At 47.2% G+C, this 13,043-nt stretch carries 6 protein-coding genes, 9 tRNA genes and 4 rRNA genes; all 19 read right to left on the bottom strand.

Annotation, left to right across the window (positions count from 1 at the left end; translation table 11 throughout):
* Positions 1 to 60 precede the first annotated feature (60 nt).
* A 16S ribosomal RNA gene (locus MKZ03_RS00555) occupies positions 61 to 1,609 on the bottom strand.
* A gap of 125 nt (positions 1,610 to 1,734) precedes the next feature.
* Positions 1,735 to 1,810 (bottom strand) — tRNA-Ala (locus MKZ03_RS00550).
* An 8-nt stretch (positions 1,811 to 1,818) separates the two neighbouring features.
* Positions 1,819 to 1,895 (bottom strand) — tRNA-Pro (locus tag MKZ03_RS00545).
* Between the two features lie 7 nt (positions 1,896 to 1,902).
* A tRNA-Arg gene (locus tag MKZ03_RS00540) sits at positions 1,903 to 1,979 on the bottom strand.
* A gap of 11 nt (positions 1,980 to 1,990) precedes the next feature.
* Positions 1,991 to 2,076 (bottom strand) — tRNA-Leu (locus MKZ03_RS00535).
* A gap of 12 nt (positions 2,077 to 2,088) precedes the next feature.
* Positions 2,089 to 2,160, bottom strand: a tRNA-Gly gene (locus tag MKZ03_RS00530).
* A gap of 30 nt (positions 2,161 to 2,190) precedes the next feature.
* Positions 2,191 to 2,273, bottom strand: a tRNA-Leu gene (locus MKZ03_RS00525).
* An 8-nt stretch (positions 2,274 to 2,281) separates the two neighbouring features.
* Positions 2,282 to 2,357, bottom strand: a tRNA-Lys gene (locus MKZ03_RS00520).
* 37 nt (positions 2,358 to 2,394) lie between these two features.
* Positions 2,395 to 2,470: transfer RNA gene (locus tag MKZ03_RS00515), tRNA-Thr, on the bottom strand.
* A gap of 33 nt (positions 2,471 to 2,503) precedes the next feature.
* A tRNA-Val gene (locus MKZ03_RS00510) sits at positions 2,504 to 2,579 on the bottom strand.
* Positions 2,580 to 3,372: 793 nt separating this feature from the next.
* Positions 3,373 to 3,488: ribosomal RNA gene (rrf, locus tag MKZ03_RS00505) — 5S ribosomal RNA — on the bottom strand.
* Between the two features lie 61 nt (positions 3,489 to 3,549).
* Positions 3,550 to 6,480: ribosomal RNA gene (locus tag MKZ03_RS00500) — 23S ribosomal RNA — on the bottom strand.
* Positions 6,481 to 6,662: 182 nt separating this feature from the next.
* Positions 6,663 to 8,211, bottom strand: a 16S ribosomal RNA gene (locus MKZ03_RS00495).
* The 16S, 23S and 5S rRNA genes sit together here with 9 tRNA genes alongside, the layout of an rRNA operon.
* Positions 8,212 to 8,552: 341 nt before the next feature.
* Positions 8,553 to 10,052 (bottom strand): lysine--tRNA ligase, encoded by a 1,500-nt coding sequence (gene lysS / locus MKZ03_RS00490; RefSeq protein ID WP_060595373.1) that lies wholly within the window; start codon positions 10,050 to 10,052, stop codon positions 8,553 to 8,555.
* 90 nt (positions 10,053 to 10,142) lie between these two features.
* The gene (dusB, locus tag MKZ03_RS00485) at positions 10,143 to 11,144 is read right to left on the bottom strand and encodes a tRNA dihydrouridine synthase DusB (protein WP_095286206.1); all 1,002 of its coding nucleotides are present in this window, start codon (positions 11,142 to 11,144) and stop codon (positions 10,143 to 10,145) included.
* Entirely contained in the window at positions 11,137 to 11,370 is a 234-nt protein-coding gene (locus MKZ03_RS00480) for a helix-turn-helix domain-containing protein (protein WP_034665770.1), read from the bottom strand. Before MKZ03_RS00480 ends, dusB begins: the two co-directional genes overlap by 8 nt.
* A complete protein-coding gene (gene folK / locus MKZ03_RS00475) occupies positions 11,322 to 11,825 on the bottom strand; it encodes a 2-amino-4-hydroxy-6-hydroxymethyldihydropteridine diphosphokinase (RefSeq protein WP_034665768.1) in 504 nt (167 codons plus the stop codon). Before folK ends, MKZ03_RS00480 begins: the two co-directional genes overlap by 49 nt.
* The gene (folB, locus tag MKZ03_RS00470; RefSeq protein WP_034665765.1) at positions 11,822 to 12,184 is read right to left on the bottom strand and encodes a dihydroneopterin aldolase; all 363 of its coding nucleotides are present in this window, start codon (positions 12,182 to 12,184) and stop codon (positions 11,822 to 11,824) included. The genes folK and folB overlap by 4 nt, the downstream gene beginning before the upstream one ends.
* Entirely contained in the window at positions 12,177 to 13,034 is an 858-nt protein-coding gene (gene folP / locus MKZ03_RS00465) for a dihydropteroate synthase (RefSeq protein ID WP_334750970.1), read from the bottom strand. Before folP ends, folB begins: the two co-directional genes overlap by 8 nt.
* Positions 13,035 to 13,043: the final 9 nt, after the last annotated feature.

Raw genomic sequence — 13,043 nt, 5'->3', positions numbered from 1 at the left:
AAGGAATGATCCTTCAAAACTAAACAAGACGAAAACGTACGCTGCTCCATATATCCTTAGAAAGGAGGTGATCCAGCCGCACCTTCCGATACGGCTACCTTGTTACGACTTCACCCCAATCATCTGCCCCACCTTCGGCGGCTGGCTCCATAAAGGTTACCTCACCGACTTCGGGTGTTGCAAACTCTCGTGGTGTGACGGGCGGTGTGTACAAGGCCCGGGAACGTATTCACCGCGGCATGCTGATCCGCGATTACTAGCGATTCCAGCTTCACGCAGTCGAGTTGCAGACTGCGATCCGAACTGAGAACAGATTTATGGGATTGGCTAAACCTTGCGGTCTCGCAGCCCTTTGTTCTGTCCATTGTAGCACGTGTGTAGCCCAGGTCATAAGGGGCATGATGATTTGACGTCATCCCCACCTTCCTCCGGTTTGTCACCGGCAGTCACCTTAGAGTGCCCAACTAAATGCTGGCAACTAAGATCAAGGGTTGCGCTCGTTGCGGGACTTAACCCAACATCTCACGACACGAGCTGACGACAACCATGCACCACCTGTCACTCTGTCCCCGAAGGGAAAGTCCTATCTCTAGGGTTGTCAGAGGATGTCAAGACCTGGTAAGGTTCTTCGCGTTGCTTCGAATTAAACCACATGCTCCACCGCTTGTGCGGGCCCCCGTCAATTCCTTTGAGTTTCAGTCTTGCGACCGTACTCCCCAGGCGGAGTGCTTAATGCGTTAGCTGCAGCACTAAGGGGCGGAAACCCCCTAACACTTAGCACTCATCGTTTACGGCGTGGACTACCAGGGTATCTAATCCTGTTCGCTCCCCACGCTTTCGCTCCTCAGCGTCAGTTACAGACCAGAGAGTCGCCTTCGCCACTGGTGTTCCTCCACATCTCTACGCATTTCACCGCTACACGTGGAATTCCACTCTCCTCTTCTGCACTCAAGTTTCCCAGTTTCCAATGACCCTCCCCGGTTGAGCCGGGGGCTTTCACATCAGACTTAAGAAACCGCCTGCGAGCCCTTTACGCCCAATAATTCCGGACAACGCTTGCCACCTACGTATTACCGCGGCTGCTGGCACGTAGTTAGCCGTGGCTTTCTGGTTAGGTACCGTCAAGGTGCGAGCAGTTACTCTCGCACTTGTTCTTCCCTAACAACAGAGCTTTACGATCCGAAAACCTTCATCACTCACGCGGCGTTGCTCCGTCAGACTTTCGTCCATTGCGGAAGATTCCCTACTGCTGCCTCCCGTAGGAGTCTGGGCCGTGTCTCAGTCCCAGTGTGGCCGATCACCCTCTCAGGTCGGCTACGCATCGTCGCCTTGGTGAGCCATTACCCCACCAACTAGCTAATGCGCCGCGGGTCCATCTGTAAGTGACAGCCGAAACCGTCTTTCATCCTTGAACCATGCGGTTCAAGGAACTATCCGGTATTAGCTCCGGTTTCCCGGAGTTATCCCAGTCTTACAGGCAGGTTACCCACGTGTTACTCACCCGTCCGCCGCTAACATCCGGGAGCAAGCTCCCTTCTGTCCGCTCGACTTGCATGTATTAGGCACGCCGCCAGCGTTCGTCCTGAGCCAGGATCAAACTCTCCGAAAAAGTACAAAACCGAAGTTTTGTTTTTCGCCAGTTTGACTGACTACCTATGATGTATCATAGGATTTTTTTATAAAAACTCGAATTAACAGGTACGTTTTGTCTTGTTTAGTTTTCAAAGATCATATTGGTGGAGCCTAGCGGGATCGAACCGCTGACCTCCTGCGTGCAAGGCAGGCGCTCTCCCAGCTGAGCTAAGGCCCCATAAAAGATGGTCGGGAAGACAGGATTCGAACCTGCGACCCCTTGGTCCCAAACCAAGTGCTCTACCAAGCTGAGCTACTTCCCGATCTTAATGGCGCGCCCGAGAGGAGTCGAACCCCTAACCTTTTGATCCGTAGTCAAACGCTCTATCCAATTGAGCTACGGGCGCTTATTTTATAATGCCGAGGGCCGGACTTGAACCGGCACGGTAGTCACCTACCGCAGGATTTTAAGTCCTGTGTGTCTGCCAATTCCACCACCCCGGCGTGGATGGTATAAGCGGAAGACGGGATTCGAACCCGCGACCCCCACCTTGGCAAGGTGGTGTTCTACCACTGAACTACTTCCGCATTACAGGATTTCTTTATTTTATTTGGCAATGCGGGTGAAGGGACTTGAACCCCCACGTCATAAAGACACTAGATCCTAAGTCTAGCGCGTCTGCCAATTCCGCCACACCCGCATGAAACATGGTGAGCCATGAAGGACTCGAACCTTCGACCCTCTGATTAAAAGTCAGATGCTCTACCAACTGAGCTAATGGCTCTCTTTAAAAGCGACTTGTCTATCTTACCATATGAAAGTGGTGCCGGCAAGAGGACTTGAACCCCCAACCTACTGATTACAAGTCAGTTGCTCTACCAGTTGAGCTACACCGGCTTTATCTATCCTAACATTATGTAAGAATAAATATGGTGGAGGATGACGGGCTCGAACCGCCGACCCTCTGCTTGTAAGGCAGATGCTCTCCCAGCTGAGCTAATCCTCCATATTGTGTTGTCATTTCGAATGTCTCTCGATCCGACAAATAGTATTATATAACGATAAGATATTGTTTGTAAAGACTTTTTTAAAATAATTTTTGAATTTATTTTAAAGTTGTTTTTTCGTCTTTTCGTTAAGGCACCTAAAGAATTCTACCACTTGTCTCATCATTTTAAAAGTCTTTTTTTCATCTTTTTATATTTTTTTCTTAAAAAGGACTCTAATAAAGCTTTGTTGATGTAAAATTACCCTTTTCAAGCTTTTTACATGCTTATTTTATTCAATATATCTTCTCATACAAATCATTTAGAGAAGGAATTCTTTTATTATTTTATTTTTCTGAGAAATCATTTTCATGTAAAAATATCCTTAAATGATGCTGTTTCTTTACTATCTTCAATATCAAAGTGTTACTAAGGGTAACAAGCTAGTTATTGATTCTTTCTTGTTCTTACTTAGAGCGAAAAATTCAACTGTAGGTGTTCTATGTTCTTTGGCGATACTCAGTCATCTAGTGTGTCTCTAAACAGTCCTCTGTATCTGGCTGCCAAAGAAAATTCTTATTAGCTGCTTTCTATGCTTTTGATCTTCATCCTAAACGAATTGAACGGCCGACCCACAACAACAGCTGCGTTGTTCAATGAAAATACATGAAAGTGAGACGGACGGAAAGATCAACTTATCGATGAGGCATTTACTAAATCATCACTTCTCACTTTACAAAGTGATTTAATAGAAGTAATTTTTTCAAAAAACACAAAAAAGACCAGTTCCGTATGGAACTGATCCTTAGAAAAGCTTGGCGGCGTCCTACTCTCACAGGGGGAGACCCCCAACTACCATCGGCGCTGAAGAGCTTAACTTCCGTGTTCGGTATGGGAACGGGTGTGACCTCTTCGCTATCGCCACCAAACCTGATGGAGAGAATGTTCTCTCAAAACTAGATAACAATGTTCAAGCTTCACATTAGAATATAGGTTAAGTCCTCGATCTATTAGTATCTGTCAGCTCCACGTGTCACCACGCTTCCACCTCAGACCTATCAACCTGATCATCTTTCAGGGATCTTACTTCCTTGCGGAATGGGAAATCTCATCTTGAGGGGGGCTTCATGCTTAGATGCTTTCAGCACTTATCCCGTCCGCACATAGCTACCCAGCGATGCCCTTGGCAGAACAACTGGTACACCAGCGGTGCGTCCATCCCGGTCCTCTCGTACTAAGGACAGCTCCTCTCAAATTTCCTGCGCCCGCGACGGATAGGGACCGAACTGTCTCACGACGTTCTGAACCCAGCTCGCGTACCGCTTTAATGGGCGAACAGCCCAACCCTTGGGACCGACTACAGCCCCAGGATGCGATGAGCCGACATCGAGGTGCCAAACCTCCCCGTCGATGTGGACTCTTGGGGGAGATAAGCCTGTTATCCCCGGGGTAGCTTTTATCCGTTGAGCGATGGCCCTTCCATGCGGAACCACCGGATCACTAAGCCCGACTTTCGTCCCTGCTCGACTTGTAGGTCTCGCAGTCAAGCTCCCTTGTGCCTTTACACTCTGCGAATGATTTCCAACCATTCTGAGGGAACCTTTGGGCGCCTCCGTTACATTTTAGGAGGCGACCGCCCCAGTCAAACTGCCCACCTGACACTGTCTCCCTGCCCGATAAGGGCAGCGGGTTAGAAGGTCAATACAGCCAGGGTAGTATCCCACCGATGCCTCCACCGAAGCTAGCGCTCCGGTTTCCAAGGCTCCTACCTATCCTGTACAAGCTGTACCAACATTCAATATCAGGCTGCAGTAAAGCTCCACGGGGTCTTTCCGTCCTGTCGCGGGTAACCTGCATCTTCACAGGTACTATAATTTCACCGAGTCTCTCGTTGAGACAGTGCCCAGATCGTTGCGCCTTTCGTGCGGGTCGGAACTTACCCGACAAGGAATTTCGCTACCTTAGGACCGTTATAGTTACGGCCGCCGTTTACTGGGGCTTCAATTCGCACCTTCGCTTACGCTAAGCGCTCCTCTTAACCTTCCAGCACCGGGCAGGCGTCAGCCCCTATACTTCGCCTTACGGCTTCGCAGAGACCTGTGTTTTTGCTAAACAGTCGCCTGGGCCTATTCACTGCGGCTTCTCGGGGCTTTAACACCCTAAGAAGCACCCCTTCTCCCGAAGTTACGGGGTCATTTTGCCGAGTTCCTTAACGAGAGTTCTCTCGATCACCTTAGGATTCTCTCCTCGCCTACCTGTGTCGGTTTGCGGTACGGGCACCTCTCACCTCGCTAGAGGCTTTTCTTGGCAGTGTGGAATCAGGAACTTCGCTACTAAATTTCGCTCGCCATCACAGCTCAGCCTTTACGGGAAACGGATTTGCCTATTTCCCAGCCTAACTGCTTGGACGCGGATATCCAATACCGCGCTTACCCTATCCTCCTGCGTCCCCCCATTGCTCAAATGGTGAGGAGGTGGTACAGGAATATCAACCTGTTGTCCATCGCCTACGCCTTTCGGCCTCGGCTTAGGTCCCGACTAACCCTGAGCGGACGAGCCTTCCTCAGGAAACCTTAGGCATTCGGTGGACGGGATTCTCACCCGTCTTTCGCTACTCATACCGGCATTCTCACTTCTAAGCGCTCCACCAGTCCTTCCGGTCTGACTTCACAGCACTTAGAACGCTCTCCTACCACTGTTCGTAAGAACAGTCCGCAGCTTCGGTGATACGTTTAGCCCCGGTACATTTTCGGCGCAGAGTCACTCGACCAGTGAGCTATTACGCACTCTTTAAATGGTGGCTGCTTCTAAGCCAACATCCTGGTTGTCTAAGCAACTCCACATCCTTTTCCACTTAACGTATACTTTGGGACCTTAGCTGGCGGTCTGGGCTGTTTCCCTTTCGACTACGGATCTTATCACTCGCAGTCTGACTCCCAAGGATAAGTCATCGGCATTCGGAGTTTGACTGAATTCGGTAACCCGGTAGGGGCCCCTAGTCCAATCAGTGCTCTACCTCCGAGACTCTTACCTTGAGGCTAGCCCTAAAGCTATTTCGGAGAGAACCAGCTATCTCCAGGTTCGATTGGCATTTCACCCCTACCCACACCTCATCCCCGCACTTTTCAACGTGCGTGGGTTCGGGCCTCCATTCAGTGTTACCTGAACTTCACCCTGGACATGGGTAGATCACCTGGTTTCGGGTCTACGACCACGTACTCATGCGCCCTATTCAGACTCGCTTTCGCTGCGGCTCCGCATCTTCTGCTTAACCTTGCACGGGATCGTAACTCGCCGGTTCATTCTACAAAAGGCACGCCATCACCCATTAACGGGCTCTGACTACTTGTAGGCACACGGTTTCAGGATCTATTTCACTCCCCTTCCGGGGTGCTTTTCACCTTTCCCTCACGGTACTGGTTCACTATCGGTCACTAGGGAGTATTTAGCCTTGGGAGATGGTCCTCCCGGATTCCGACGGAATTTCACGTGTTCCGCCGTACTCAGGATCCACTCTGGAGAGAACAACATTTCAGTTACAGGGCTGTTACCTTCTTTGGCGGGCCTTTCCAGACCTCTTCGCTTATATCGTTCCTTTGTAACTCCGTATAGAGTGTCCTACAACCCCAAGAGGCAAGCCTCTTGGTTTGGGCTGTTCCCGTTTCGCTCGCCGCTACTCAGGGAATCGCATTTGCTTTCTCTTCCTCCGGGTACTTAGATGTTTCAGTTCCCCGGGTATGCCTTCTCATACTCTATGTATTCAAGTATGGATACTACTCCATTACGAGCAGTGGGTTTCCCCATTCGGAAATCTCCGGATCAAAGCTTGCTTACAGCTCCCCGAAGCATATCGGTGTTCGTCCCGTCCTTCATCGGCTCCTAGTGCCAAGGCATCCACCGTGCGCCCTTTCTAACTTAACCATTTCTTACTTTAGAAAGAATCACTATGTGTGATGAACTTTGCATTGCATTCAATGTGAATGTATTACTTATTGTTATCTAGTTTTCAAAGAACAATCCTGTCTCGCTAGAGACATATCTTGAAGGAATGATCCTTCAAAACTAAACAAGACGAAAACGTACGCTGCTCCATATATCCTTAGAAAGGAGGTGATCCAGCCGCACCTTCCGATACGGCTACCTTGTTACGACTTCACCCCAATCATCTGCCCCACCTTCGGCGGCTGGCTCCATAAAGGTTACCTCACCGACTTCGGGTGTTGCAAACTCTCGTGGTGTGACGGGCGGTGTGTACAAGGCCCGGGAACGTATTCACCGCGGCATGCTGATCCGCGATTACTAGCGATTCCAGCTTCACGCAGTCGAGTTGCAGACTGCGATCCGAACTGAGAACAGATTTATGGGATTGGCTAAACCTTGCGGTCTCGCAGCCCTTTGTTCTGTCCATTGTAGCACGTGTGTAGCCCAGGTCATAAGGGGCATGATGATTTGACGTCATCCCCACCTTCCTCCGGTTTGTCACCGGCAGTCACCTTAGAGTGCCCAACTAAATGCTGGCAACTAAGATCAAGGGTTGCGCTCGTTGCGGGACTTAACCCAACATCTCACGACACGAGCTGACGACAACCATGCACCACCTGTCACTCTGTCCCCGAAGGGAAAGTCCTATCTCTAGGGTTGTCAGAGGATGTCAAGACCTGGTAAGGTTCTTCGCGTTGCTTCGAATTAAACCACATGCTCCACCGCTTGTGCGGGCCCCCGTCAATTCCTTTGAGTTTCAGTCTTGCGACCGTACTCCCCAGGCGGAGTGCTTAATGCGTTAGCTGCAGCACTAAGGGGCGGAAACCCCCTAACACTTAGCACTCATCGTTTACGGCGTGGACTACCAGGGTATCTAATCCTGTTCGCTCCCCACGCTTTCGCTCCTCAGCGTCAGTTACAGACCAGAGAGTCGCCTTCGCCACTGGTGTTCCTCCACATCTCTACGCATTTCACCGCTACACGTGGAATTCCACTCTCCTCTTCTGCACTCAAGTTTCCCAGTTTCCAATGACCCTCCCCGGTTGAGCCGGGGGCTTTCACATCAGACTTAAGAAACCGCCTGCGAGCCCTTTACGCCCAATAATTCCGGACAACGCTTGCCACCTACGTATTACCGCGGCTGCTGGCACGTAGTTAGCCGTGGCTTTCTGGTTAGGTACCGTCAAGGTGCGAGCAGTTACTCTCGCACTTGTTCTTCCCTAACAACAGAGCTTTACGATCCGAAAACCTTCATCACTCACGCGGCGTTGCTCCGTCAGACTTTCGTCCATTGCGGAAGATTCCCTACTGCTGCCTCCCGTAGGAGTCTGGGCCGTGTCTCAGTCCCAGTGTGGCCGATCACCCTCTCAGGTCGGCTACGCATCGTCGCCTTGGTGAGCCATTACCCCACCAACTAGCTAATGCGCCGCGGGTCCATCTGTAAGTGACAGCCGAAACCGTCTTTCATCCTTGAACCATGCGGTTCAAGGAACTATCCGGTATTAGCTCCGGTTTCCCGGAGTTATCCCAGTCTTACAGGCAGGTTACCCACGTGTTACTCACCCGTCCGCCGCTAACATCCGGGAGCAAGCTCCCTTCTGTCCGCTCGACTTGCATGTATTAGGCACGCCGCCAGCGTTCGTCCTGAGCCAGGATCAAACTCTCCGAAAAAGTACAAAACCGAAGTTTTGTTTTTCGCCAGTTTGACTGACTACCTATGATGTATCATAGGATTTTTTTATAAAAACTCGAATTAACAGGTACGTTTTGTCTTGTTTAGTTTTCAAAGATCATTTTCGTTATCGCTCGTAAGCGACTTTAATATCTTAACATTTCGTATCGGTTAAAGTCAAGAACTTTTTTCAATTTCTTTTTTAACCTCGTTGCTGTTTTGCGGCAACGAATAATAATATACCATCTTGATTCTTTCCTTGCAATAGTTTTTTTAAAAAAAGTTTCATTTTATGAAAAATAAAAAGCGCCATAGTTAAAATGGCGCTTTGATTGATGTATTAACGGTTTCTCATTTGTGGGAAAAGCAGTACATCTCTGATTGATGGAGAATTTGTTAATAGCATGATTAACCGGTCGATACCGATTCCTAGTCCGCCTGTTGGAGGCATACCATATTCTAATGCTTCAACAAAATCGTCATCCATTAGATGCGCTTCGTCATTCCCTTCTTCACGTTCTTTTAATTGAGCTTCGAATCGTTCTCTTTGATCGATTGGATCGTTTAGCTCTGTGAATGCATTAGCATGCTCGCGGCGTACGATAAATAGTTCAAAGCGATCAGTGAAGCGAGGATCTTCAGGATTTTTCTTAGCTAATGGAGAAATCTCCACTGGGTGTCCGTAAATAAATGTAGGCTGAACCAATGTTTCTTCTACTTTTTGCTCGAAGAACTCATTGATGATATGACCTACTGTCATGTTTTTCGTGATTTCAATTCCGTGATCAGCGGCATGCTGCTTCGCTTCTTCAACAGACATCTCCTGCCAGAAGTCTACACCAGTTGCTTCTTTGACCGCTTCAACCATATGGAGTCTCTTCCATTCAGGCTTGAGATCAATTTCATCTTCTCCATATTGAATAGTGGTTGTTCCTAGTACCTCTTCAGCAATATGAGCAATCAGATTTTCAGTTAGGTTCATGATGTCTTTGTAATCTGCGTAAGCTTCGTACAGCTCGATCATAGTGAATTCTGGGTTATGACGAGTCGATACACCTTCGTTACGGAATACACGGCCAATCTCGTATACTTTCTCTAGGCCACCGACAATCAGGCGTTTTAAGTGCAGTTCAATCGCAATACGCATATAAAGCGGCATATCCAGTGCATTGTGATGAGTAATGAAAGGACGTGCTGATGCACCACCAGGGATGCTGTGCATTGTTGGTGTTTCAACTTCTAGGTATCCTTTAGAATCTAAGTATCTTCTCATGGATTGAATAATCTTGCTTCGCATGATGAACGTCTGCTTACTTTCTGGATTTACAATCAGGTCAAGGTAGCGCTGACGATAACGTTGTTCAACATCTTTGAGTCCATGATATTTATCAGGAAGCGGACGAAGTGCTTTTGTGAGAACCTCAAAGCTAGTCGCTTTAATTGAAAGTTCTCCTACGTTCGTTTTAAATACCATTCCTGTTACACCGATGATATCGCCTAGGTCTGAGCTTTTGAATAATTCGTAAGCTTCTTCTCCTACACTATCTTTACGAACGTATATTTGAATTTGTCCTTCTAAGTCTTGTATATGCGCAAAGCCAGCTTTTCCTTTTCCTCGCTTTGTCATCATACGTCCAGCGATTGTCACTTGGGCAGACTTTTCTTCTAAGTCTTCTTTAGAAAACTCATCATATTCAGCGATAATTTGTGCGGATTGATGAGAGCGGTCATATCGTTCGCCGAATGGATCGATACCCTCTTCTCTCATTTTATTCATTTTGTCACGTCTGACCTGGAATTGGTCATTTAATTCTTCGTTATTAAGCCCTTCATTACTCATTTATATCACTCCAATAATGTATTTTGCAGAGAAAAGCAGAAAAACTGCCAGTACATGCACTAGCAGTGAGCTACAAAAAGTTAGATAGTCTTATCCTACTTTTATACTTTGAAGCTCTTTTGCCTCGGCTTCGATCGTAAAGTCATCAAGAACTTGTACAAGCTCCGCTCTCGTTTCACTTTGATTGATTTGATTTCTTACGTCCGCATTGCCTCGGACACCTTTTAAGTACCATGCTGCGTGCTTTCTCATTTCTCTGACAGCCACGTGTTCGCCTTTTAGGTCAATGAGTCTGTCTAAGTGAAGTTTGCACACTGACATCTTCTCACGTACATTTGGCTCTTCTTTTAGTTCACCCGTTTCTAAATAATGAACCGTTCGATAGATCATCCACGGGTTTCCTAGTGCGGCTCTTCCGATCATGACAGCATCTACACCTGTTTCATCAAGCATACGTTTTGCATCTTGAGGGGTTTTGACATCTCCATTGCCGATGACAGGAATGGAAACAGATTGTTTGACCTCTTTTATAATATCCCAATTCGCTGTTCCTTCGTACATCTGCACACGTGTCCGTCCGTGAAGCGCAACCGCTTGTCCGCCTGCTCGTTCAACAGCACGGGCATTGTCGATAGCGAAGATATGATCTTCGTCCCAGCCCATTCTCATTTTCACCGTAACAGGTTTTTCTACAGCTTCTACGACAGCAGAGACCATTTCATAAATCTTGTTTGGATCAAGCAGCCATTTCGCTCCTGCATCACATTTCGTAATCTTCGGTACAGGACAGCCCATGTTGATATCAATAATGTCTGCTGTTGTGTTCTGGTCTACAAACTTTGCCGCTTCGACGAGTGTGTCTTTTTCACCTCCAAATATCTGAAGGCTCAAAGGCTTTTCCCGTTCATCAATGTATAGCATACCCATTGTTCTTGCATTGTTGATCAGGATCGCCTTGTCACTGACCATTTCAGCGCAGACTAAACCCGCTCCAAACTCTTTAACTGTCAGTCTGAAGGCAGAGTTGCACACACCAGCCATAGGCGCGAGCACCACTTTGTTTTTAATGTCGATATCTCCGATTTTAAACATCATTTCCCCTCCTTCCTTCTTCAAGAATTGGCGAAAGTTCTTCCACCGTTATATTTAAAGCATCTGCTATTTGACCAACCAATTGGTTTGTTGGTAATCGATTGCCTCGCTCAATTTCTCCTAAGACAGAGACAGAGATGCCTAGTCTTTTCGCGAACCCTTCCTGAGTATACCCTTTTAGCTTTCGGTATGCACGAATTCTTCTACCCCACATGTCTTTTTCCATATGCTTACACCTTCTTGGTCTGTTACGGCATTTATTTGTACTTCGCCGATTTCTGGGCAAATCTCACTCATCGGAACAAGAACGAATAAACGTTCGTACATTCTAGGATGTGGTACTACAAGCTGTTCTGTTTCAATATTTTCACGATTATAAAGTAAAATGTCAAGGTCAGCCGTTCGCGGTCCCCATCTCACCTCTCTTGTTCTGCCTAACTCTTGCTCGATTTTCTGAGTAAGTGCCAGTAGTTCATTTGGACGAAGCGAAGTGGAGATTTTCACAGCCATATTTAAAAAGTCATCTTGGTTTTCGTAACCTACAGGTGTTGTTTCATATATAGAGGAGATCAATTCTACTTGAACCTCTGGATGTTCGTGCAGTTTTTTGACAGCTTCTTTTAAATAGGTTTCCTTTTTACCTATGTTCGAACCTAAAGCGATGTATGCGGTATTGTTCATGTGCGTGATCTCGTCATTTCAATTGCAACGGACTGATAGTGTCCTGGAATTGGCGGATCTGGTTTAATTACCTTTACTGTACATTCCTGAACTGTCGGAAAGTCCTTTAACACTTGGTTCGCAATTCTTTCTGTCAGTGTTTCAACGAGGTTGACTGATTCACCTTCTACAATGCTTTTGCAGATTTGGTAGAGCTCTGCATAATTAATGGTCTCATTGAGGTCATCAGTTTGCCCGGCTTTACTTAAATCAAGTGAAGCTGTTAAATCCACACGGAATCGCTGTCCTAATTTATTTTCTTCTGCAAATACGCCGTGGTAGCCGTAAAATTCCATTCCATTTACATATACTTTATCGATGATAAGCGCCTCCCTTATTCAGCATGGCATCCATCATTTTTGCCATTCTTGCGATTTCTTTTACATCATGTACGCGAACCATCGCACTGCCTTTTTGAATCCCAAGGCAGACCGTAGCCCCCGTTCCTTCCGTACGTTCTTCAGGCGGCAGGTCTAAGACAGCTCCAATGAATCGTTTTCGAGATGTAGCTAAGAGCAGTGGATAACCAAGGTGACAAAAATGTTCGAGCTCATTCATGACCATCAGGTTGTCCTCTTTATTTTTCGCAAAACCTACACCTGGATCTAATATGATCATGTCATCACGGACACCCGCTTGTATCGCAATTTGAACACTTTCTTTCAAATCTGCGATCATATCTGAAATCAGATGTGTGTAGTTTCGCTCTGGCCGATTGTGCATTAAAATAATCGGCACATTGTGTTTCGCTGCCACATGCGCCATTTGAGGATCTGCCTTCGCTCCCCATACATCATTAATGATGGAAGCTCCAGCTTTCACCGCTTCATCTGCAACATGGGCTTTATACGTATCAATGGAAATCGGTACATCCAATTCTTTAGTGATCTTTTCAATGACGGGAATGACTCTTGAAAGCTCCTCTTGTTCTGAGACAAGTGCCGCTCCTGGGCGAGTCGATTCTCCGCCAATATCAATCATATGCGCCCCGTCTTCTATCAGCTGTGCTGCATGAGCCAGCGCTTTATCCACTTGATTAAACTTTCCTCCATCTGAAAAAGAGTCAGGTGTGACATTTAAAATGCCCATGACCAATGTCTTTTCTTCATAACTAAGGGTGTGGTGCTTGGCTTGTATGATTTTAGGCTGTTTTATCACTTGTTGTGTCATTGTGTCCAC

The organism is Bacillus sp. FSL R5-0431 (assembly GCF_038002985.1).
Lineage (GTDB): Bacteria > Bacillota > Bacilli > Bacillales > Bacillaceae > Bacillus.
The sequence above is the reverse complement of the archived record's forward strand: the minus strand, read 5'-3'. Positions and strand labels throughout refer to the sequence as shown.